This window comes from Actinophytocola sp. KF-1 (genome assembly GCF_054661535.1).
In genome coordinates this window covers 43,870-66,468 of record NZ_BAAFVK010000005.1, presented here as the reverse complement: position 1 = coordinate 66,468, position 22,599 = coordinate 43,870, and the positions used below count along the sequence as shown (strand labels likewise).

Genomic DNA, 22,599 nt, shown 5'->3' with positions numbered 1-22,599 from the left:
GCGTCAGATCCCGTTCCTTTCCCCCAGTAGCGGTGCGGTGGCACCGCCTCTGCCTGCCATGCCCGATCTGGGCGGACCTTCCGCGCGTGCGAGGAGCGCGACGGCGGGTTCGGCGAGGTAGCTCAGCGGCGTCTCCTCGACGAGCTTCGCCCTGGCGTAGCGGGGATCCGCGCCCGCGTGCACCGCCGCGGTGCGGGCCGCCTCGTGCACGGCCTCCCGCGTGACGTCGTTGTCGCCGTGCACCGCCATCACCCGGCTCGCCTCGCCGCCGACGGGCGCGGTCGCGACCCCGACCGCCGCGGCCGCGTGCGCCCACGGCGGGCACCGGACGCTGACGGTGCCGGGCAGGTGCGGCGGCAGCGTCGCGGCCAGCGCGTCCGCGCCGGGGCCGCCGAGCAGCAGCGGCAGGTCACCCGGGGCGGTCTTCGCGCGGTCGATGGCCTCGGTCAGCGTCCACGAGTCGAACGGCGCCTGCTCGCGCGGCCGGACCGGCACCCTGGCGACCAGGCGCAGGCTCGTCGGCACGCCCGCGATCGTCGTGTGCCCCGAGGTCAGCCTCGGCAGGCCCGCCATCACCGCGCAGATCGCCGGTGCGGTGCCGTCCGCGCGGGTCAGCGCCACCAGCGCGTCCTGCTCACCGGCGAGCAGCGCCGCGCCGCGGACCGTCGCGGCGGCGGCCCCGCCGTAGAGCGCGAGCGGATGGGTGGCCGCGTAGTCGACGGCCATGATCGTGCCGTCGTTGCGGGCGAAGAAGACCTCCGCGTGCCCGAGGCCGTGTGCCGTCAGGACCTCCTGCAGCCGGGCCGCGTCGCGACCGGCGGGTGGCGTCATCACCGCCTGCAGCACGGTCGCGTTCTCCCGTTCGAGCAGGCCGTTGCCGCCGATCTCGTGCGACAGCACGATCCGCACCGCGTCGCCGAGCTCCCGCTCCAGCACCGCGGCGGCCGCCAGCTCGTGGTCGGGGGTGAGCGTCGCGAACACGCCGGTGATCGCGACGGCGGCGACCTCGCCGCGGACCGACCGCGCGAAGGCGACGAGACCGGCCTCGTCCAGCGGTTCCAGCTCGACGCCCTCCAGCCGCGCGCCGCCGGCCACCGTCGTGCTCGCGAACACGGCGCGGTCCCGGAACTCCGGCGGCCACAGGGCGAGCGGCGGCACGGCGGTCGTGGCGGCGCCGAGCCGGACCACGGCGACGGGCCCGTGCCCGCCGGTCCACGCCGCCGCCGGGTCGGGGTGGGCGTCCGGGACCACCACGAGGTCGTCCAGCTCGGTGATCGCGAACAGCACCCGGTCGATGTCGGCGACCGTGCCGCGGCCGTCGAGCTGCGCCAGCAACGGGTCCAGCACGGCGGCCAGCGCCCCGTCGGGGGTGCGGCTCCCGGACAGCCGGCGGGTGGTGACGGCGTCGATGTTGCCCTGGCCGTCCACGAGCGCGCCCGCGACCTCGTCGGCGTCGACGGCGATCCCGAGCCGGTAACCGGCGTGGTCAGCCATGGTCGGCCGCCACGGGGGAGTAGTCGATGGCGAGGCCGAACGCGCGGGGGCCGACGAGCCGGAGCCCTTCCGGCCGCTGCCACAGCGGCGGGCTCGGCAGCGCGAGCACCACGACCCGCAGCCCGTACCGCAGCTCGGGCACCGGCACCGGCTCGCCGGTGTGGACGTCGAACAGCGTGATGACGTCCGGCGTCGCCGCCAGCAGCTCGCCGTCCTCGAGCACCGCGTGGTACTCGTGCCCTGCCTCGAGCCGCAGCCAGCGGCCGTCGTCGCGGTTGACGCCTTCGAGGAGGATCGTCCTGCGGGTGTTGGTGGCGAGCGTGGCGCTGGCCTTGTTCTTGATCGGGTGCACGCCGGTCACCCGGCACTCGCCGAGCCGGGCGCCGCCGAACTCCTCGGCGAGCCTGCCCACCGCGTCCCTCGTCGACGCGCCCGCGGCCTCCTCGAGGACGGTGCCGATGCGCAGCGCCCTGGTGATCGACCCGTCGACGACCGCGCCGTCGGCCTGCGCCGCGGTCATCACGTACTCGCTGCTCACCGCGCGGTTGCCGAACGCCGTCGCGACGTTGCGCGCCAGCCGTTCCAGCCACTCGCCGGACTCCGCCTGCACCAGCACCACGCGGTCGTGCTCGTCCGCGAGCACCGACGGGCTCGCGGTGATCCCGGCGACCTGCATGGCCACCTGCTCGACCCCGGGGAACGCGCGGCCCATGCCGTCGGCGTCCAGCAGCGGCAGGCCGGCGTGCGCGGCGAACGTGACCGACATGGGGCCGTTGCTGCCACCGACCTCGGTGCACATCAGCGCCGCGACCGGGCGCCGGAAGTGGGCCTCGACCTGGCGGCGGATGGCGACCGACTCGCGGCCGGTGCCGATCCGCTCCACGAACACGTCGGGCGCGCCGAGCAGCGCGCACGGCATCACCAGCTCGTCGGGGGGCAGCTCGGACAGCTCCACCACCCGCACCGGACCGTGTTCGGCGACCGCGTGCAACGCGGTGGGCAGCGTCTGCCCGGCAGGCCCGCCGCCACCGGCGCCGAGGACGTCGCAGCCCCGGGCGAACGCGGCCAGGTTGGCCTTGTCGAAGTGCACCCAGCCATGTTAGTAGCGTGTCACGCAGCGTATTTAGCTCGACGCGACAGGAAAAGGACCGTGTTTGTCGTGGGACCACAAATCGAGGGTGACGCCGGTGCGGCGAGCGTCGGTGCACTCCTGTCCGCACCCGGCCTCTCGGCGCTGTCGCTGCTCGCGGGGGACGCGGCCGGTGTCGTGCGCGCGGTGCGCGTGGTCGCCGAGCTGCCCGGGCTGCGCGCGCTCGGCCCCGGTGACCTGGCCGTCGTCGTGCCCTCGGTGTCGGCCCAGGCCCAGGGGCACCAGTTCGACGTGGCGCTCCGGGACACCGCGGCCACCGGCGCCGCGGCCGTGGTCCTCACCGGGGTCGGCGCCGACGCCGTCGAACCGACCGCGCGGCGCATCGCCGACCGGTGCGGGCTCGCCCTCCTCGCGGCGCCGCCGGACGCCGACCCGACCTCGCTCGTGCTCGCGGTGGCGCGGGAACTCGGCGGGGACACCGAGAGCGCGCTGGCACGGGTCGACACCGCCCGTCGGCTGATCGCCACCGCGGACACGGCGGACGCGGTCCTGGCCGCCGCCGCCGAGGCCCTCGCGACCGCCGTCGCGGTCCGCGAGCCCGGCCGCGCGGAGCCCGCCGCGGTCGTGGAGGTCGACGGGGTCGCCGACGGCTACGTGGTCGCGGAGGTGCCCGACGGGGCGCGGGGCGCGTGGGTCGTCGCGGCCAGGATCGTGGTGCGGCTCGCCGCCGACGCGTACGCGCGTGCCGTCGCGGGCAGCAGGCGGACGGCGCTCGCCCCGATCCACGACCGCGGCAGGCTGCTCGGCGAGCTGCTCCTCGCGCCGGAGCCGGAACGCGCTCCGCTCGTGGCCCGCGCCAGGGCGCTCGGGCTCGCGGTGGACGGCTGGCACCAGGTGCTGCGGTTCGAGCTGTCGTCGTCGCTGCACAGCGAGATGGCGGACGCGGGCCGGATCGAGGCGGTCGGCAGCACCACGCTCGACGCGGTCCTCGCCGACGGCGGCCCCGAGGCCGTCGACAGCTGGCACGGCACCAGGATCGGCGGTGACGTGCTCCTCGTGCGCACCACCGGGACCAAGCCGGGCGCGTCCGCCGCCCGCACCGCGCACCGCGCCGCCATGACCGCGCTGGCCGCCGCCCGGGACCGGTTCCCCGGTCTGGCGATCCGGTGCGGGATCGGCGGGGTGTACCGGCGTGCGGAGGGCCTGCGCTCGTCCGCGACCGACGCCAGGGCGGCGCTCGCGGCCACCCGCCAGTCCACGCCCGCCCGGGACGTCGTCGCGATCGACGCGCTCGGGCTGAACCGCATGCTGGTCGAGTGGTACGCCTCCGACACGACCCGCGCGTCGGTGGACGACATGCTCGCCCCGCTGGCGGAACTGGGCAGCCCGGCCGACGCCATCCGCACCCTGCAGTCCTACCTGGACCACCAGGGTTCGCCGGCCAAGGCCGCGAAGGACCTCAACGTGCACCCGCAGACCATCGCCTACCGGTTGCGCCGGATCACCGCGCTGCTGCACGTCGACCTCGACGACGCCGAGCAGCGGCTCGCGCTGCAGCTCGCCTGCCGGGCGTGGCTGATGCGCTGACCGGTCAGCTCCTGGCGAGCTTCCTGTTCGCCAGCACGAACCCGGCGGCGGCGATGACGAGCAGCGTCACCATGGCCGGCACGTCCACGCCGGTGCCCGCCCACGGGGAGCGGATGGCCTCGAGGAGCAGCCCGGTCGGGGTCCACTGCGTGACGGCGTTCATCGCAGGCGGGAACACCCCGGGCGGCGGGCCGCCGCCGACGAGCAGGAACGTGCCGAAGAACAGCAGCAGCCCGAGCCCCTGCGCGGAGCGGGTGCCCGGCATGATCGCGCCGAGCAGGGTGCCGATGCCCGCGAAGGCGAGGATGCCGACGACGAACCCGGCGGCCACCCCGAGCGGCGAGGCCGGGCCGGGGATGTCGAACATGACGGCGGCCAGCGCCAGCATCACGACGGCGCCGATCACCGCGAGCAGCGCCAGCACCGCGGCCTGCGAGACGACCACCGCGCGGGACGGGATCGCGGCCGCGCGGAAGCGGCGCAGCACGCCGCCCTCGCGGTAACCGGCGATGTGGGTGGGCGTGCCCATGAAGCCCATCATCGCGATCCCGGCGCCCAGGTAGGCGGTGACGTAGAACTGGGTGCCGTCGAGGTTCGCGAACACCGGGCCGCCGTGTTCGGCGAACGCGGAGGCCAGCAGGACCATCAGCAGGACCGGGAACATCAGCGTCAGCACCAGCACCAGTGGTTCGCGGGCCAGCAGCTTGACCTCGGTCCAGGTCAGGTATCTCGTCATGAAGGGACCTTCTCGCTCAGCCGGTGGCCGGTCATGGACAGGAAGACGTCCTCGAGCGACGGGTAGTGGGTGCGGTAGTCGTCCGGGGTGAGGCCGTGCTCGGCCAGCGCGGCGGCGACGCGGACCGCCGACGGGGCCTCCCCGGTGACCGTGACCTTCCCGTCGCCGAGGTCGGCGGACGCGACGCCGGGGACCGACAGCAGGTGGTCGGGGCGGTAGCCGTTGGTGGTGCTGAACGTGATCGTCACCGGACCGCCGTGGTGCGCGGTCAGCGCCGATGGCGTGTCGCAGGCGACCACCTTGCCGCGGTCCATGATCGCCACGCGGTCGCACAGCATCTCGGCCTCGTCCATGAAGTGCGTGACGAGCACGACGGTGGTGCCGCGGTCCCGCACCTGGCGGATCAGGTCCCACGTCGCGTGGCGGGCACTGGGGTCGAGCCCGGTGGTCAGCTCGTCGAGCAGCACCAGTTCGGGGTCGCCCAGCAGCGCCAGCGCGACGAACAACCGCTGCTGCTCACCACCGGACAAGGCGCCGAACGGCCGGTTCCGCAGGTGCTCCAGATGCCACGCGGCGATGGTGGCCTCGACGTCGACGGGCACGTTGCGCGCGTGCGCGAACAGCTTGATCGCCTCGACGATCCGCAGCCGCTCCGGCAGCGCCGACGACTGCAGCTGGGAGCCGATCTTGCGGCGCAGCTGGTTCTTCTCCCGGCCGGGATCGAGGCCCAGCACGCTGACCCGCCCGCCGGTCCGGTCCCGGAGCCCTTGCAGGATCTCCACGACGGTGGTCTTGCCTGCGCCGTTGGAGCCCAGGATGCCGAAGATCTCCCGCCGCCGGACCTCGAACGAGACGTCGCGCACGGCGTCTGTCTGTCCGTAGGACTTGCGGAGATCCTCCACGGTTACGACGGTGTCCATGCCGGGCGGTCCTCGGTTTCGGGGAGTCGGGTCGTCGACGAGCACCCTCACCCTGCCGTGAGCACCGTGAATTTCACTCGCACCGGACTTGCGCGCTACCGGACCGCCGCGAGGAGGGGTGTGTCGGGGAACGACCCGTCGGCGAAGAGCAGCCGCGCGGCGGCGGCCCGGCCGGGCGGGGTGCGCAGCAGCCGGAACGCCGCCGTCACGGTGGCCGGGCGCCCCACCCGGTCGAGGAGGTCGCGCATCAGGAGCCTGCCGCGGAACCGGGCCCGCAGCGCGGCGCCGTCGTAGTGGCGCAGCACGGTCGGGTCGCCGGTGCGCAGGTAGTCGCCGGTGACGGCCGCGGCCAGCTGCGAGAGGCGCAGGCACGGGTCGAGACCGCCCGCCGTCAACGGCGACACCGCGCCCGCGGCGTCACCGACGAGGAGGCCGCCGGGGCACGCGATCCGGCGCAGCACACCACCGACGGGGATCGGCCCGCCGCGGCGGCGCACCGGCCCGGCGGGGTCGGGGGTGGCGGGGAAGCCGTCGCGGAAGGACCGCAGCAGGCGGGGGAGCGGCGCGGCGAGCCGGTCCGGCCGCCCGGCCAGGCCGACGTGGGCGTGCGCCCCGTCGTCGACGAGCCAGGCGAGGTAGCCGGGGGCGAGCCGGGGGTCGAGCACGCAGTGGAACGTGGGCGCGGTGCTCGTGCGGACCGGGAACACCTCCTCCACACCGATGATCAACCGCCGGTTGACGTCGAGCCCGAGCCTGCGCGCGACGGTCGACCGGGCGCCGTCCGCCCCGATCGTGAAGCGGGCGGTGACGCCGGGCACCGGGTACCGGACGCCGAGGCGGACCTGGGCGCCCGCCTGCCTGGCCGCGGCCATCGCGTGTGCGTAGACGCCCGCCATGTCGGCGACCCGGAACTCGTCGCGGGCGCTGGTCAGCTCGACGGGGTCCCGTCGTGCGGGCGGGTAGAGCAGGACGCGGCGCACCGCGGGCCCGAGGTGGTGCTCCGGCAGCGCGAAGTCCTCGAGCGTGCGCCGCACGAAGATCCCCGTCGTCCGGATGCCGGTGTCGAGGCTGGTCCGCCGCTCGCACACGAGCACGTCGAACCCCTGCACGGCCAGCAACCGCGCCGTGTGCAACCCGGCAAGCCCGGCACCGACGACGAGCACGTCCACCATCATGTATCGAGTATCACTCGATATCTATCGAATTTCAATATGTGCCTGCGAGGTGGGACTCTCGGACGCCAGGGATTCGTCGAGCGGGCTGTCCGGGAACGAGCCGGTGCTCAGCGGGCGGCTGATCAGCTGGGCGCGCACCGCGAGCCGGGTCTGCACGTCGCCCAGTTCGCGCAGCAGCGTGAGCAGCGCTTCGTTGGTGGCGAGCGCCGCGAAGTGACCGGGCAGCACGCGTTCCAGGCGGTCGAGGTCGGCGACGAGCTCGTCGCGCAGTGCCGGCGTGCGGCCGGGCAGCATCATCCCGTGCCGCCGGAAGACGCGGCTCGCCGTGGACCACCACGTGTCGCTCGCGCCCGGCGGGTCGGTCACGCGTGCGCGCACCGCGGCGTAGTCCAGGAACTCCCCGATGGGGTCGGTGCCGGTCTGGGGGCTGACGAGCGCGTCGTAGATCGCGGGGTAGAGGTGCTGGAGGACGATGACGACGACGAGCCTGCCGCTGCCCAGCGGCGGTCGGCGCCACGCCGGGCTGAGTTTCTGTTGCAGGACGAAGCTGTTGATGATCCGCTTGATCCGCCTCGGGTTGCCCTCCGTGCGTTCCACCAGGATCTTGGTGACGGTCTCGTCCACGAAGGCCTCGACACCCGCCTGCCTGGCGTAGCTGTGCACGAGGTGCGTGGTGCTCGCCCGGTCCGGCACGGGGATCCGGTAGACGACCTGCACGATCTTCTCCAGGTAGGTCCGGCCCTCGCCCTCGCCGCCGCGGGCCGACGTCGACACGCCGCGGGCCAGCACGGACAGGTCGCAGCCGAGCACGAAGATCACCCCGGTGGTGGCGAGGTAGAGCTTCACGGCCTCGCAGATCTGGACCACGACCGCGTCCGAGCAGCGGTCGAGGTCGTCGACGAACACCACCAGGTTGCGACCGCCGCGCAGCTGCGCCTTCGTGGTCCAGTCCTCGAGGATCTCCTGGATCCAGGTCCGCAGTTCGTTGCGTGACTTGGCGTTCACCTCGAGCCTGGTCCACAGTTCGTCCGCGAGCCGGGAGATGCCGAAGAACCGCGCGCCGACGGCGACGCCGACGCGGAGGAAACCCATGGTGTGCCTGCTCTTCGACAGTCTGCGCAGCCACCGCCGCAGCAGCCGCGCGTCGAGTTTCGCGATCACCGACCGGATGAGCGCGTCCAGCGCGTTCTCGCCCTGCGCCGTCCACGCGTTGAACGACACCTTCACCAGGTCGGGGCTCGCCGGCAGCGCGGCCTCGATCTGGCGCAGCAACGTGCTCTTGTCCGTGCCCCACCCGCCGTCCACCGCCATGACGAACGGCGACGGGGTGCGGGTGAGGACGGCCGCGATGCCCGCCGCGGTGCCGACCGTGCCGAGGAGGTCGTCGGCCGCGTCGGCGACGGGCTGGTCGTTCAGCAGGTGGTAGGCGTTCTCGTCGCCGGGGGTGTCCGCGTAGGTCTCGTCCTGCGGTGACCAGGTGTCCCGGATCGTGCCGGCGGGGATCCCCGTGTCCTCCGCCACGATCTGGACGATCTCGTCGCCGTCGATCTCCGCGACGACGCCGACGTCGCCGTCCTTCCACTCCGCCTCCCGCTCCACCCGCCTGCGGATCAGCTGCTTCTCGACCTCGCGCAGGCGGTTCGCCGCCTCGAAGTCCTCCGCGTCGATCGCGGACTCCTTCTCCCGGCGCGCCACGGCGATCTGCTCGTCGATCTCACGCAGGTCCGTCGGCGCCCCGAGGCGGCGGATGCGCATCCGGGCGCCCGCCTTGTCGAGGAGGTCGAGCGCGCTCTCCGGCAGCGGCCGGTCCGAGACGTACCGGCCGGCGAGCGTGACGGCCGTGACGAGCGCCGTGTCGGTGATCGTCACGCGGTGGTGCGCCTCGTAGATGTCGCGCACCCCCTTGAGGATCTCGACGGTGTGCTCCATGGTCGGCTCGCCGACCTGGATCGGCTGGCACACGCGGTCCAGCGCGGGGTCCTTCTCGACGTACCGGTGGTACTCGTCGGCCGTGGTGGCGCCGATGACCTGCAGTTCGCCGCGGGTCAGCAGCGGCTTGACCGCCGCCCGCGCCGCCGCCAGCTGCTCGTCGGCGTCCGCGCCGACCAGCGTGTGGAGCTCGTCGACGAACAGGAGCACGTCACCGCGGTCGCGGACCTCGGCGATCGCCTTCGTGACGTCGTCGGGCGCCCCGGCGGCCAGCGCGCCGAGGTCGAGCGTGCACAGCTGCTTGTTCTTCAGCGTGTCCGGCACCTCGCCGCCCGCGATGCCCTGCGCGAGCCCCTCGACGACGCTCGTGGCGCCCACCCCGGGCTCGCCGACCAGCACGGGGTTGTTCTTGGTGCGCCGGGACAGCACCTGCATGACCCGCTCGATCTCCTCGACCCGCCCGACGACCGGGTTGAGCTTGCCCTCGTGCGCGAGCGCGGTGAGGTTGCGCCCGAAGCGGGCGACCGCGAGCGGCGGCGCGGGTTCCGCGCCGGTCATCGCCTTCGCCTGGCCCATCACGAGCGTGAGCACCAGCACGCGCACGCGCTGCAGGTCGGCGCCGAGCTTCACGAGCACCTGCGCGGCGACGCCCTCGTTCTCGCGGAGCAGGCCAAGGAGGATGTGCTCGGTGCCGACGTGGTTGTGGCCGAGCTCGAGCGCTTCCTTCAACGACAGCTCGAGCGCCTTCCTGGCCCGCGGGGTGAACGGGACGTGCCCGCTGGGCGCGCCGCCGCCGGGACCGACGATCTCCTCGACCTGCGCCCGCACGTCCGCGGGCGCGATCCCCAGCGAGTCGAGCGCCTTGGCCGCGACGCCCTCGCCCTCGTCCACCAGTCCGAGGAGGAGGTGCTCGGTGCCGATGTGGTCGTGGTCGAACTGCCTCGCCAGCTCCTGGGCCAGGACGAGCACCCGCCGCGCACGGTCGGTGAACCTCTCGAACATCCGCCACCCGATTCCCGTTTGTGGATGAGTCGCGGTGCTGCCGACGTCCGTTACGGCGGCGGCGGGTCTGGCGGCCGCCGCGCCGCCGACTGCCAGGTGGTGCCCTGGTGGAGTGCGGCGTGGACGCGGTCCCGCGGCAGGTTGGCGTCCTGATTGGACAGTGTGCCGTGGCGGCGCGGGACGATCCGGACGAGCACGTTCTTCTGGCCAGCGTGGGCGCCGAGGCGGGCGCGGGCCCGGTCGGGGAGTTCGGCGCACGGGGTCTCGCCGAGGATGGTCACCGGCGCCACGGCGTCGACGCAGCGGGTGTAACGCGCGTCCCGGGTGACGGCCTCGGTGGCGTAACCGAGGTTGTCGTGGTTGTCCTCGACGGTGCTGGATCGCGTGGTCGCCGCGGGCGGGATCGGTGAGGGCACGGAGCGCGAGGTCGGTGGCCAGCTGTTCGGGCGTGAGTGCGCGGGCATGGCGGGGCTCCGGGACCCGGCCGGCACTTGCTCAACGGTCACGCGTTCGCTCTGCGGAGCCGTTCCGCCGCCTGCGCGCGGACCGCGTCGCCGCACACCGGGGGATCGCCGTGCAGTGCTTCCCAGCGGGCGTTGTGCACCGCGGGCCACAGGCCGGCCGCCCACGCGATCTCCTGTTCCTCCTCGGTGAAGCGGCGCCCGCGCGCGTCCTGGTAGGCCGCGAGGAACGCGGCGGAGCTCTCGACCGGGGCCAGGGTCGGCGGGCCCGCGGTGTTGGCGAACTCCCCGCTCGCCGCGCCCGCCAGCGCCGCCTCTGGTTGCCACGCCAGGCTGTCCCAGTCGTGCACGGCCGACACCTCCCCGTCGCGCCAGCGGAGGTTCTGCCCCTCGAAGTCGGCGTGGCCCAGCACGCACGGCAGGTCAGCGGCCAGCAACCGCTTGCGTGCCCGCTCGGCGGCGTCGACGACGTGCGCGGGCACCGCGGACTGGTCCCGCTCGTCGAGGAACCCGATCGCGGGCCACAACCCGGGATCGCCGTGGTCCCACCGCACCCAGCGCGGGTTCGGCAACGGCGGGGCGACGACCACGTCGGTCAGCGCCGCCATCAACCGGGCGAACACCGCCGCGTAGCGCTCGGCGATCGCCGGTGTGTCGCCGTGCAGCGGTGCGCCGCCGGGCAGGTACTCCTCGGCGTGCACGACCAGCGCACCGACGACGACCGCGGGCGTGACCGGCCGGGCGCACGGGAACCCCCGCTCCGCCAACCGCGCCTGTGCCGCGACGCACGACGCCGCGCGGCCCTCGTCCTCCCGGACCTTCACCACGACGTCGCGGCCACCGGCCAACCGCAGCCCGAACACCGCCGAGATCGACCGCGCCTCGAACAGCACCCGGACCGGTGCGTCCCCCAGGCGGTCGGCGCACCAGCCCGGCAGCCAGTCGGGCAGGTCATCCAGCGGCACGGTCACGACTGTGCCACACCCCCCGGACCGGGCGGAAGCGGTCGCCTGTCGTGTCCACAGTGGAGGCCCGGCGTGCGCCACCGGTCATTCGTCGCGGTCCCGTGCGTACCGGACCGAGCTGTCGAGCCGGACGTACCGCGTCCGCAGGTTGCCGTGCCCGATCGGGTCGTCCGGCACGAAGTCGGCGCCCACGGCGTCCCGGACGGTGTCCAGGCACGCGTCCAGCGCCGCGGACAGCGACAGGTAAAGCCGGTCGGAGACGGTGTCCGGGGCGATCAACGCCGTGTCGACGGGGTGCTCCAGCAGCGTGACGTCCTCGGTGACCCGGTGGATCGGCGGCGCGTCCGGCAGGTAGCCGGGCGGGTCCTCGCCGCCGACCGCGAGCACCGTGATCTCCCCGGCCTCGATCCGGTCCACGAGGTCAGCGGAGAGGGTGGCCAGGCCTGCCGCGGAGGTGCCCGCGGTGACCTCGCGCAGGACGTCGGCGTCCGAGCCGGCCAGCCGGTGCTCGAGCCGCGTGTCCCGCAGGACGTTGAGCTCCCGCACCACGAACGGCTCGGTCATCACGGAACCGGTGCTGGCGACCTCGACCGGCCCGTCCCCGGCCCGCGCCGCCGCGAACAGCGCCTCGGCCGTGTCGTGGGGCCCGTTCCCGGCGGTGAACAGGACCATGGGCGCGGAGTGCACGAGGCCGACGAACAGGAAGTCGTCGGTCCGGTACCCCGGATCGGGCACCACCGTCGGCGCCACCACGGTGGGCCCCATGGAGGCGATCAGGAGCCGGGGGCCATCCGCCGCCAGGAACTCACGGGTGCCGGTCATCCCCTTCTCCCCGGGCCGGCTCGCCACGGTCACGCCGGTGTCGAGCCGCTCGCTCAGACAGGGCGCGATGGCACGCGCGACCAGGTCCGCGTTCGTACCGACCTCGGCAGCCACGACGAGGCGGATGTCGTCGTCCGCTCGCGCGCCCGTGGACGTGCACCCGCACAACGCCACGACCAACCCACACCCGACCGCGAGAACGGTCCACCGCTGCCTCATCCAGGCCCCCCAGCCGAAGTCGATGGTGACCACACTGTACGTGAACCCGGCGGCAACGGGCGGGAGATCACCGGCCGGCGCATCGAGCCGAAGGCAAACAAACCCCGGGGCGCTGATGGCGCGATAGTTGTCCGTCAGTCAACGATTGACGGGTTCATGCCGAGGTCGGGTGCTGCTTTCAGAGCGAGATCGAAGGCTTCGTACAGGGCGGTGGTGGCGTGTGGGTCGCGGATGAGGGACGCGATGCTGACCTCGGGATACTTCCCGATCACCGTGTCGTGACCGGCGAGCCGGTCGGCGAACACCGGTGCTGTCCGCAGCGTGTCGGCCATGGCCTGAGCGAGAGCGGGAGAGGTGTTCGCGATCGAGCCGAGGTTGATGGCGATGGTCGCGCCTTGTGGTTTGAGGTACAGCGACCACATCGATCGACGGGCACCGGCGACCAGGTAGTAGTAGCCGGCGGAGGGGTTGGCGCCGGTACCGCCCTTGAACTTGGCGGCGTTGTCGTCGGCGTGTTTCAGCAGGTGTGCCAACGCGACCCGTTGATCCTGCTCGGGGATCAGTGCGATGGCAGTGGCGATGTCGTCGGTGGTCCACCGCCGCTTCGGCGCGGTCGGGCTGTGGCGTTTGAGCGATTCCAGTTCGGCCCCGTAGGTTTGCGGGACGAGTACCTCCACACCGTTGTGCTTGAGGTAGCCCATTTCGAGAGCCATCACCAGAACGGAGTCCGAAAGGTGCTGGTTGAGGTACTCCACGGACTGACGTAGTTCGTCGGTGATCTGGTCGACGGCCACGACCAGCCGGAACGCTCCCGTCGACAGCCGTGTGGCCACCGCGGCGCGGAACGACTCGGCGTCGATCTCCGCGCCTGTGGCCGCCTCGACCGACTCCAGCAGTGGCGTACCGGACCTGTTGGTGAACGCGATGTCGAACTGTCGATAGCTGGTGCCCGCGAGTCCGCTGGCATACGCGATGATCTGGCCGATGATCTCTCGGCGGATCTGGGGGTTCGCCTTCAGCTTGCATTCCACGAGGGTCACCACGCCCTCGCTGTCCACGGACACCAGGTCCGCGGATCCGACGCCAGGAATGGAAAGCTCCCGCACCATCGCGGCGCCTTCACAACCCGGGATGAGTGACGGGTCCTGGTGAAGTAGTTCCTGGAGCGCGGATTCTGACTCAAACGACGTCAGGACGGCTGGTACCCACCCGCGGTCACTCTTGATCAGTACCATCGCAAGCTCCCTCGCGCCAGGCCGATCGCGGAAGCGATGGTGAGTCACGGTTCACGACGAGCGGCAAGTGTACTTGGGCCCGGACAACCTACGCGCTCGGACAGCAGCGCGGGTGGCATGGCAACCGCGAGCTTCGGCACGCCGATCGATCGCACGGCCGGAAGCCCGGCCGACGAGGTGGCGTCGTGGGTGCGTGCCCGGGTCTCACCGTACCGATCCGGGTAGCAGCCGGGACATGTCCGGCCCCTCTGCGGTCACCTCGGCTGCCGGTGGTTCCGGCAGGCTGTCGAGCCACCGGGCGGTGAGGTCGTGCACGGCCTGCTCCGTGGGCTCGCCGTACAGGCGGAACCGGCCGATGCCGCCGTCCGGGTGCATCGCCAGGCGGACCTGGGTGACGGGGCGGTCGGTGGCCAGCCGGAAGCGGTGGGTCGTGTCCGGCTGCAGGTGGGTCTCGCCGAGAAGGGGGAACCAGGTCTGTCCGTCGTCGGTGCCGGTGAGGGTGACGCGGTCGGGGAAGTTGCCGCGGTAGTGGGTCGTCGCGATTTCCGCTACCCGGGGCACCGCCTGGCACGCCAGCGCCACCTCCACCCAGTCGTGGCCGCCGTCGCGGCGGCGGGCGGTTTCCCAGCCGTCGGCCATGACGCGGGACTCGCCCGGCTGGAGCATGTTGGCGGGCGGGGAGAAGAAGCTGTCGCTGCACCGCAGCACGCGGCCGCCGTTCGCGGTGGCCACGAGGTCGAACGGGACGTCGAACAGGTCGCGGGGGTCGGGCACCGCCTCGCCGTGCACCCGCAGCCGCGCGACCCCGCCGTCGGGCAGGATGTGCAGGCGGACGTGCGTCACGCGCAGCTTGCTGTCCACTGTGAACACGTTCGGACCGCCGCCGGTCAGCGGGCTTTCCGGCACCAGCTCGAACCAGTCCGCGCGGGCCAGTTCCTCGACGCTCGGGTAGCCGGACACGCCCGTGCCCTCGACCCGGCAGCGTTCCGGGTAGTTGCCGAGGAAGAACGACGTGTCCACGTCGACCGACCGCACGATCCCCGGCACGCCGAGCCGGATCAGCGCCCAGTCGTGCCCCGCGCCCCGGCGGCGCCGCGTCTCCCACCCGTCGTACTGCTGGCCCTTCGGCGTGAACGTGTGCGGCCGGAACGTCGGCGGCTCGGCGCGGACGAGGTTCTCCTTGTCGGCGAAGAACTCGTCGCTCGCGGCCATCACGGAGCCGCCCAGCGGGGCGGCGGCCAGGTCTGGGTGGTCGGTCATGCGTTCCTCTCCCTGCTCACCAGGTTTCCGTTCGGTTGCCCGCCACGCAGCCACGTCCGGTGGACGACCCCGGACAGCCGCGCGCCGTCGTACGGCGTGACGGGGTGGCGGTGGCGCAGGTCCGCCGCGTCGACGACGAACTCCTCGTCGGGTGCGAACGCCACCAGGTCGGCGTCGCACCCCGGTGCGATCCGGCCCTTGCCGGTCAGGCCGGCGAGGGCCGCGGGCGCGGCCGCCATCCACCGCACCACGTCCGACAGCGCGTGCCCACGCCGCCGGGCCTCGGTCCACACCGCGGGCAGGCCGAGCTGCAGCGACGAGATCCCGCCCCACGCCGTGTCGAACCCGCCCTGCTTCATCGACAGCGGCGAGGGGGAGTGGTCGCTCACCACGCAGCCGATCACGCCGGCCGCGAGCCCCCGCCACAACCCGTCCCGGTTCGCCTCGTCGCGGATGGGCGGGCAGCACTTGAACTCCGTGCCACCGGCGGGGATGCGCTCCGCCGCGAACGTCAGGTAGTGCGGGCACGTCTCGGCCGTGATCGCCACCCCGGCCGCCCGCGCCCCGGCGATCGTCCCCAGCGCGGCCGCGGACGACAGGTGCAGCACGTGTGCCCGCGCGGACCGCGCCGCCACCCGCTCGACCAGCCCGGCCACCGCCCGCTGCTCGGCCGACGCGGGCCGGGACGCCACGAACTCCGGATAGGACGGACCGGACTCGTGCAGCTCGCCGGGGTCCTCCGCGTGCACGATGAGCAACGCGTCCAGAGCGGCCACCACGTCCAGCACGGCGTCCAGCTCCGCCCACGACAGCGGCGGGAACTCGTCCACCCCGGACGGCGACAGGAAGCACTTGAACCCGAACACCCCGGCCTCGTGCAGGCGCGGCAGGTCGTTGAGGTTGCCCGGCACCGCGCCACCCCAGAACCCGACGTCCACCACGCACTGCCCGGCCGCCGCCGCCTTCTTCGCCGCCAGCGCGTCGACCGTGGTGGTGGGCGGCAGGCTGTTCAACGGCATGTCGACGATCGTGGTGACGCCACCGGCCGCCGCGGCCGCGGTCGCCGACGCGAAGCCCTCCCACGCGGTGCGGCCCGGCTCGTTGACGTGCACGTGCGTGTCCACCAGACCGGGCAGCAGCGCGAGACCACCGAGGTCCACGTCCTCCGCCGCGTCCACAGTGGCCGATCGGGCGAGGACGGCCTCGATCCGGCCGTCCCGCACGCACACCGCGGCGGGCCGGGGCCCGTCCGGGGTGTACACCGCGTCGGCGCGCAGCACGAGGTCGGTCACGGCAGCCACTCCTCGGCGAGCGTCGCGGACACCTTCGTCAGCAACGGCCCGGCGTCCGCGACACACCGCGCCGGGTCCGGCTCCACGTCGGTCAGCGCGTACACGGCCGCGATGCCCGCCGCCCGCGACTCGGCCGCGGTCAGCGTGCACTGGCCCGCGACCGCCACCACCGGCACGGTCACCCGCGCGGCCACGCCCGCGGGTGCCTTGCCCCGCAACGTCTGCGCGTCCACCCGTCCCTCTCCCGTGACCACGAGCCGCGCGCCGCGGGCGGCGTCGTCGAACCCCAGCAGCTCGGCGAGCACCTCGGCCCCCGGCCGCATCGACGCGCCCAGCACGGTCAGCGCGGCGAACCCGACCCCGCCCGCCGCGCCGGCGCCCGGGGCGGCCGGGTCGCCCCCGACGACCTCCGCCCACCGCCGCAGCCCGTCGTCCAGGATCCGCACGGCCGACGGCCGGGCACCCTTCTGCGGTCCGTACACCGCGGCCGCGCCCCGCGGCCCGAGCAGCGGATTGTCCACATCGGACGCCAGCACGACGTCCACACCGGACAGGTCGAGCCCGGACAGGTCCAGCCGCGCCAGGTCTCGCAGTGCCGCACCACCCGGCGGCAGCTCCGCGCCCGACGCGTCGAGCAGCCGCGCGCCGAGCGCCGACAGCAGGCCGGCGCCGCCATCGGTGCAGGCGCTGCCGCCGAGCCCGAGCACGACCCGCCGGGCACCGGCTCGCACGGCGGCGGCGAGGACGTCGCCGGTGCCCGCGCTGGACGCGGTCAACGGCGCGGGCACGCCGTCGGGCAGGCGGTGCGCGCCGGACGCCTCGGCCAGCTCCACGACCGCGGTCGTCCCGGACAGCGCGAACGAGGCGGTGACGCGCTGTCCGGTCGGCCCGCGCGCCGGGACGTCGACCCGGCTGAACCCGGCCGCCACCGCCGCGGCCACGGTCCCGTCACCGCCGTCGGCCATCGGCAGCACCCGCACCGGCACGTCCGGCCGGGCGGCGCCGATGCCCGCCGCGACGGCGTCCGCGACCTCGGCGGCGGACAGCGAGCCCTTGAACTTGTCCGGCGCCACCAGGACATGACGCGGTGCCACTGGTGCGCCCGCGTGCTCGCTCACGGGAGCGGCTCGAATTCCCGCACCGCGTCGATCGACGGCCCGTGCGGCGTGTTCGCCTCCCGCTCGATCATGATCTCCACCAGCACGGGCCGTGACGTGGCCACGGCCTCCTTGCGGGCCCACTCGAGCGCGTCGCGGATGTCACCCGGCTCGTGCACGCGCCTGCCCGCGCAGCCGTAGGCCTCCATGATCTTGACGTTGTCCGTGCCGTACTCGTCGTAGTGGATGTCGACCTGGTAGTTCATGTCGTAGGGGAGCGAGGCCTGCCGGATCAGGCCGAGGTACTCGTTGTTGATCATGATCAGGACGAGCGGCACGTGGTACTGCGCGCCGACGGCCAGCTCCTCCACCATGTACTGGAAGCCGTAGTCGCCGACGATGCCGACGACTTCCGCGTCCGGCTCGGTGGCCTTGAGCGCCTTCTTCACCCCGATCGCCGCCGGGATCTCCCAGCCGAGCGGGCCTGCCTGGCCGCACACCTGGTAGTGCCGCGGCCGGTAGGCCTTCTGGTGCTGCCCGCCCCAGATCTGGTACAGGCCGATCGCGGTGACGAAGTACGTCTCCGGGCCGAAGACCTCGTTGATCTCCTTGTAGATCCGGGGCGCCTTGATCGGCACGGTGTCGAAGTCCTCGCGCCGCCCCAGCGTCCGCTTCAGCTCCGCCACCCGGTCGGCCCACGCCGCCGGGCCGCGGCCGCCTCGGCGGCGGGCCGTGTCGAGCAGCGCGCGCAGGAACAGCTTCGCGTCCGACACGATGCCGAGGTCGGGCGGGAACACCTTGCCCAGCTGGGTCGGCTCGATGTCGACGTGGATGAACGTCCGGTCCCCCCGGTACACGTCCAGGGTGCCGGTGTGCCGGTCGCCGAACCGCGCGCCGACCGCGAGCACCACGTCCGACTCCAGGAACGACGCGTTGCCGTACCGCTGCGAGGTCTGCACCCCGGTCATCCCGGCGTAGAGCGGGCTGTCCTCGTCGACCGCCCCCTTGCCCATCAGCGTGACCTGCACGGGGATGTGCAGCAGCGCCGACAGTTCCCGCAGCTCGTCGGCCGCGTCCGCGATGATCACCCCGCCACCGGCGAGGATGAGCGGCCGCTGCCCGGCGAGCAGCAGGTCCAGCGCGCGCTCGACGCGCGGCTGGTGCGGGCGCACGGCCTCGACCGGCAGCGGCGCGTCGATGTCGGGGTCGTACTCGATGACCTCCTTCGCGACGTCCACGGGGATGTCGACGAGCACCGGACCCGGCCTGCCGGACCGCGCGACGCGGAACGCCTCGCGGAACACCCACGGCGCCGTCGCGGCCTCCTTGATCTGCACGGCCCACTTCGTGACCGGCTTGGCGATCTCGACGATGTCGACCGCCTGGAACGCCTCCTTGTGCAGTGCCGTCGAGACCGCCTGGCCGGTGACGCACACGATCGGGATCGAGTCGGCCAGCGCCGTGTACAGGCCGGTGATCATGTTCGTCCCGGCCGGGCCGGACGTGCCGATCGCGACGCCGACCTTGCCGCTGGTGCGGGACCAGCCGTCGGCCATGTGCGTCGCGCCCTCCTCGTGCCGCACGGTCAGGTGCTCGATGCCGCCGACGACCGCCATCGCCTTGTACAGCGGGAGGATCGCCGCGCCGGGACAGCCGAACGCGGTGTCGACGCCCTCGGACTTGAGCACCTGGACGACCGCCTCCATCGCGGGCATGCGTGCCATGTCAGCGCTCCTCCCGGCCGGCGAACCGCTCGGCGACCGCCAGCAGCCCGGAGTGGTCGCGGTCGCCGAGGCCCTGGGCCCGCGCCGCCTGCACGTGTGCCGCCACCTGGAACCCGAACGGCAGCGCCACCTCGGCCTGCCGCGCCGCGTCGAGCACGATGCCCATGTCCTTGTGGTGCAGGTCGATCCGGAAGCCGGGCGTGAAGTCGCGCGCCAGCATGGACGCCCGCTTCAGCTCCAGGATCCGGCTGCCCGCGAGCCCGCCCGCCAGCACGTCGAGCCCGGCGCGCGCGTCCACCCCGGACGCCTCCATGAGCAGGATGGCCTCCGCGACGAGCGCGTACGTGCCGCCGACCACGAGCTGGTTGGCGGCCTTCACGAACTGCCCGGCGCCTGCGGGGCCGACGAGCGCGGCGATCTTGCCGACCGCGTCGAACACCGGCTTCGCGGCGTCGAAGTCGGCCTGCTCGCCACCGACCATGATGGACAGCACGCCGTCGATCGCGCCCTGCTGGCCGCCCGACACCGGCGCGTCCAGGACGCGGCCGCCCGCCTTGGCGATCTTCTGCGAGGTCGCCGGCCGGATGGTGCTGAAGTCGATCAGCAGCGCACCCGGTTCGCGGTGCGCGAGCACGCCGTCCGCGCCGAGCACGACCGCCTCGACGTGCTGGTCGGCGGGCAGCATCGTCACCACGACGTCGGCGCCGCGCACGGCGTCGGCAATGGACGAGGCGGGTTTGCCGCCGTCGGCCGCGAGTGCCGCGACCGCGTCGGTGTTCAGGTCGAACCCGGTGACCGCGAACCCGGCCCGGACGAGGTTGCGGGCCATGGGCGCGCCCATGATGCCCAGGCCGATGAAACCGATGGAACTCACGAGGTCTCCGTTCCCTTGCGCAGCCAGCCGAAGCTGTCCGCGCTCGCGCCGGACGGCACGTACTCCAGGCCGACGTGGCCCGGGTAGCCGTTCGCGGCGAGCTTCTGCAGGTGTGCGTCGAGGTCGAGCGACCCGGTGCCAGGTTCGTGGCGGCCGGGCGCGTCGGCGATCTGCACGTGGCCGATCCGGCCGGTGTGCTCCGCGATCACGGCGTCGAGGTCGTCGCCGTTCACGGTCAGGTGGTACAGGTCGGCGAGGAGTTTCACGTTGTCGGCGCCCACGCGGTCGATGACCGCGAGCGCGTCGGCGGCGGTGCGCAGCGGGTAGCGCGGGGCGCCGCTGAGCGGTTCGACGAGGACCACCCCGTCGAACGCCGCGGCCGCCCGTGCCAGGTTCGCCACCGCCAGTGCGTCCTGTTCGGCCGGGTCGGCGCCGTCGACCCGGTTGCCGTACAAGGCGTTCAGCGCCCGGCAGCCCAGCCGCTCGGCGATGTCCACGGCCACCGGGACGTTCGCCACGAACTCCGCCGACCGCGCGGGCAGGGACAGGACCCCGCGGTCACCGCCGGGCATGTCGCCCGCGAAGAAGTTCAGGCCCACCAGCCGAACCCCGGCGTCGTGCACCGCGCCGACGAACCGGTCGACGTCGGCGGCGGCCGGGGTCGGGGTGTCGAACGGCCACCAGAACTCCACCGCGTCGAACCCCGCCCCGGCGGCGGCCGAGGGCCGGTCCAGGAGCGGCAGCTCGGTGAACAGGATGGACAGGTTGACGTCGAACCGGGTCACGACTTCTCCTTGTAGGCACGCCAGTCGCCGATCGCGGTGATGTCGGTCAACCGGGTGTGCGAGGTGTACGGGCGGCGCAGCAGCATCGCGAACGACGAGCTGCCGTCGGCCAGTTCGATCACGCCCAGCTCCAGCTCGTGCGGTTCGCTCGGCAGGAGCCGGTCCCGCAGGACGTCCATCGGCAGGTCGTACAGCTCGCCTGCGACCGCGGCGCCGCCGTGCGCCACCGGGTGCAGTGCCGGGCACGCGTCGCCGACCGAGTAGAAGCGGTACTTGGGCGCGGTGGTGGTCTCGGCGACCGGCTCCGCGCCGTCCAGCAGGTGGTGGAGCGGTTCGCCGCGCATGGCGCCACCGTTGAGGAACATCAGTGCCACAGCGGGTCCTTTCACATCAGCAGGTGCTCGAGACCGGTCACGCCGAAGTAGCAGGCGAAGATCGCGGCGAGCGAGGTGAGCAGCCAGCCCGGCCAGCTGCCCTTGCCGATCCTGATGAGCACGTACGAGACGAGCCCGGCGCCGATCCCGTTGGTGATCGAGTAGGTGAACGGGATGACCGCGATGGTCAGGAACACCGGGATGACGAAGTCGCTGTCCTGCCACGGCACCTTGCGGCACTGCGCCATCATCATGCCGCCGATCACCACCAGCGCGGGTGCCGCGGCCTGGGCCGGGACGACCGCCGCGAGCGGCGTGAACAGCAGGGTCGCCGCGAACAACGCACCGGTCACCACGCTCGCGAGCCCGGTCCGCGCGCCCTCGCCGACCCCGGCGGCCGACTCGAGGAACACGGTGTTGGGGGCGGAGCCGCTGACGCCGCCCATGACCGCGCCCGCACCGTCGACGACCAGGATGCGGCCCATGCCCGGCACCTTCCCGTTCCGCGACAGGCCCGCCTCGTCGGAAACGCTCGTGATCGTGCCCATCGCGTCGAAGAACCCGGACAGCACCAGCGTGAACAGGAAGACCGTCGCCGCGATCGGGCCCGCCGACACGAACCCGCCGAACAGGTCCACGTCGCCGAACAACGAGAAGTCGGGCGCGGCCACCAGGTGGTCGGGCACGGCCGGCTCGACGAGCCCCCAGGCGGGCACCTCGAACACCGCGTTGACCACGATCGCCAGTACCGTCGCCGCGCCGATGCTGATCAGCACCGCGCCCGGCACCTTCCGCGCGGTCAGCACGGTCATCAGCAGCAGCCCGGCGCAGAAGACCACGACCGGCCAGCCGGACAGGTGCCCGTCGGCGCCGAGCCGCACCGGGACGGTCGTGTTCGCCGCGTCCGGCATCCGGGTCACGAACCCGGTGCTGACCAGGCCGACCAGCGCGATGTAGAGGCCGATGCCGACGGTGATCGCGGTCTTGAGCGCCATGGGGATCGCGTTCATGATCCGCTCACGGACGCCGCTGACCGCCATCAGCACGATGCACACGCCCTCGATGACGACGAGGCCGAACGCCTGCGCCCACGTCATCGTCGGCGCCATCTGGAACGCCACGATGCCGTTGATGCCCAGGCCGGCGGCGAGCGCGAGCGGCACGTTGCCGACCAGTCCCATGAGGACGGTCATGACCGCCGCGGCCAGCGCCGTCGCGGTGGTGATGGCCGCCGTGGACAGCCGAGCGCCGGTGATGTCCGCGGACGCGCCGAGGATCAGCGGGTTGAGCAGCACGATGTAGGCCATCGCGACGAACGTGGTCACGCCGCCGCGGACCTCGCGGCCCACGGTGGAACCGCGGCGGCGGATCGAGAAGAACCGGTCCAGGGCGGAGGTGCGGACCTCGGGGACGGGTGGGAGCGGGGCTTCCGGTGGGGCTTCGGGTCGGGTCTGCGTCATTGCGTACTCCCTTGCCGGTGGGCGTGCGGCACCCGGCCCGCGACCTGGGCGGGCCCCTCGGGTGGCACGTTTGGTGCTTGTCAGGTGCTCCGGTCAGC

The 22,599-nt window shown here is 73.3% G+C and carries 19 protein-coding genes; 1 reads left to right on the top strand and 18 read right to left on the bottom strand.

The features are described from left to right. Nucleotides 1-3: 3 nt before the first annotated feature. Nucleotides 4-1,494: a hydantoinase/oxoprolinase N-terminal domain-containing protein gene (locus ACYQ77_RS16390; protein ID WP_459712064.1), complete on the bottom strand. Its 1,491-nt coding sequence runs from the start codon at nt 1,492-1,494 to the stop codon at nt 4-6. Beyond that, a complete protein-coding gene (locus tag ACYQ77_RS16385) occupies nt 1,487-2,584 on the bottom strand; it encodes a DUF917 domain-containing protein (RefSeq protein WP_459712063.1) in 1,098 nt (365 codons plus the stop codon). The genes ACYQ77_RS16390 and ACYQ77_RS16385 overlap by 8 nt, the downstream gene beginning before the upstream one ends. Nucleotides 2,585-2,653: 69 nt before the next feature. Between ACYQ77_RS16385 and ACYQ77_RS16380 the strand changes: the two genes are divergently transcribed. Next, nucleotides 2,654-4,171, top strand: a complete 1,518-nt coding sequence (locus tag ACYQ77_RS16380; RefSeq protein WP_459712060.1) for a PucR family transcriptional regulator — start codon at nt 2,654-2,656, stop codon at nt 4,169-4,171. 4 nt (nt 4,172-4,175) lie between these two features. Here ACYQ77_RS16380 and ACYQ77_RS16375 read toward each other — a convergent pair whose 3' ends face one another. From ACYQ77_RS16375 to ACYQ77_RS16300, 16 genes are all read right to left on the bottom strand, one after another. After that, the gene (locus ACYQ77_RS16375) at nt 4,176-4,907 is read right to left on the bottom strand and encodes an ABC transporter permease (RefSeq protein ID WP_459712058.1); all 732 of its coding nucleotides are present in this window, start codon (nt 4,905-4,907) and stop codon (nt 4,176-4,178) included. Further along, nucleotides 4,904-5,827, bottom strand: a complete 924-nt coding sequence (locus tag ACYQ77_RS16370) for an ABC transporter ATP-binding protein (protein WP_459712055.1) — start codon at nt 5,825-5,827, stop codon at nt 4,904-4,906. Before ACYQ77_RS16370 ends, ACYQ77_RS16375 begins: the two co-directional genes overlap by 4 nt. A gap of 95 nt (nt 5,828-5,922) precedes the next feature. Beyond that, nucleotides 5,923-7,002: an FAD-dependent oxidoreductase gene (locus ACYQ77_RS16365; RefSeq protein ID WP_459712053.1), complete on the bottom strand. Its 1,080-nt coding sequence runs from the start codon at nt 7,000-7,002 to the stop codon at nt 5,923-5,925. 21 nt (nt 7,003-7,023) lie between these two features. Continuing rightward, a complete protein-coding gene (locus ACYQ77_RS16360; RefSeq protein ID WP_459712052.1) occupies nt 7,024-9,933 on the bottom strand; it encodes a Clp protease N-terminal domain-containing protein in 2,910 nt (969 codons plus the stop codon). 50 nt (nt 9,934-9,983) lie between these two features. After that, complete coding sequence (locus ACYQ77_RS16355) at nt 9,984-10,349, bottom strand: hypothetical protein (protein ID WP_459712050.1); 366 nt, start codon at nt 10,347-10,349, stop codon at nt 9,984-9,986. 86 nt (nt 10,350-10,435) lie between these two features. After that, a complete protein-coding gene (locus ACYQ77_RS16350) occupies nt 10,436-11,359 on the bottom strand; it encodes a phosphotransferase enzyme family protein (RefSeq protein WP_459712048.1) in 924 nt (307 codons plus the stop codon). 84 nt (nt 11,360-11,443) lie between these two features. Then, a complete protein-coding gene (locus ACYQ77_RS16345; RefSeq protein ID WP_459712046.1) occupies nt 11,444-12,400 on the bottom strand; it encodes a tripartite tricarboxylate transporter substrate-binding protein in 957 nt (318 codons plus the stop codon). 134 nt (nt 12,401-12,534) lie between these two features. Continuing rightward, a complete protein-coding gene (locus ACYQ77_RS16340) occupies nt 12,535-13,635 on the bottom strand; it encodes a hypothetical protein (RefSeq protein ID WP_459712043.1) in 1,101 nt (366 codons plus the stop codon). Between the two features lie 204 nt (nt 13,636-13,839). Next, complete coding sequence (gene alc, locus ACYQ77_RS16335; protein ID WP_459712041.1) at nt 13,840-14,895, bottom strand: allantoicase; 1,056 nt, start codon at nt 14,893-14,895, stop codon at nt 13,840-13,842. Further along, a complete protein-coding gene (allB, locus tag ACYQ77_RS16330; RefSeq protein ID WP_459712038.1) occupies nt 14,892-16,187 on the bottom strand; it encodes an allantoinase AllB in 1,296 nt (431 codons plus the stop codon). Before allB ends, alc begins: the two co-directional genes overlap by 4 nt. Beyond that, a complete protein-coding gene (locus ACYQ77_RS16325) occupies nt 16,184-17,263 on the bottom strand; it encodes a glycerate kinase (protein WP_459712953.1) in 1,080 nt (359 codons plus the stop codon). Before ACYQ77_RS16325 ends, allB begins: the two co-directional genes overlap by 4 nt. Before the next feature lie 38 nt (nt 17,264-17,301). After that, nucleotides 17,302-19,008 (bottom strand): glyoxylate carboligase, encoded by a 1,707-nt coding sequence (gene gcl / locus ACYQ77_RS16320; RefSeq protein ID WP_459712037.1) that lies wholly within the window; start codon nt 19,006-19,008, stop codon nt 17,302-17,304. 1 nt (nt 19,009) lies between these two features. Further along, nucleotides 19,010-19,882 (bottom strand): NAD(P)-dependent oxidoreductase, encoded by an 873-nt coding sequence (locus ACYQ77_RS16315; RefSeq protein ID WP_459712034.1) that lies wholly within the window; start codon nt 19,880-19,882, stop codon nt 19,010-19,012. Next, nucleotides 19,879-20,667: a hydroxypyruvate isomerase family protein gene (locus ACYQ77_RS16310; protein WP_459712032.1), complete on the bottom strand. Its 789-nt coding sequence runs from the start codon at nt 20,665-20,667 to the stop codon at nt 19,879-19,881. Before ACYQ77_RS16310 ends, ACYQ77_RS16315 begins: the two co-directional genes overlap by 4 nt. Then, entirely contained in the window at nt 20,664-21,041 is a 378-nt protein-coding gene (locus tag ACYQ77_RS16305; RefSeq protein ID WP_459712031.1) for an allophanate hydrolase-related protein, read from the bottom strand. Before ACYQ77_RS16305 ends, ACYQ77_RS16310 begins: the two co-directional genes overlap by 4 nt. A gap of 11 nt (nt 21,042-21,052) precedes the next feature. Continuing rightward, complete coding sequence (locus ACYQ77_RS16300) at nt 21,053-22,501, bottom strand: NCS2 family permease (protein WP_459712029.1); 1,449 nt, start codon at nt 22,499-22,501, stop codon at nt 21,053-21,055. Nucleotides 22,502-22,599: the final 98 nt, after the last annotated feature.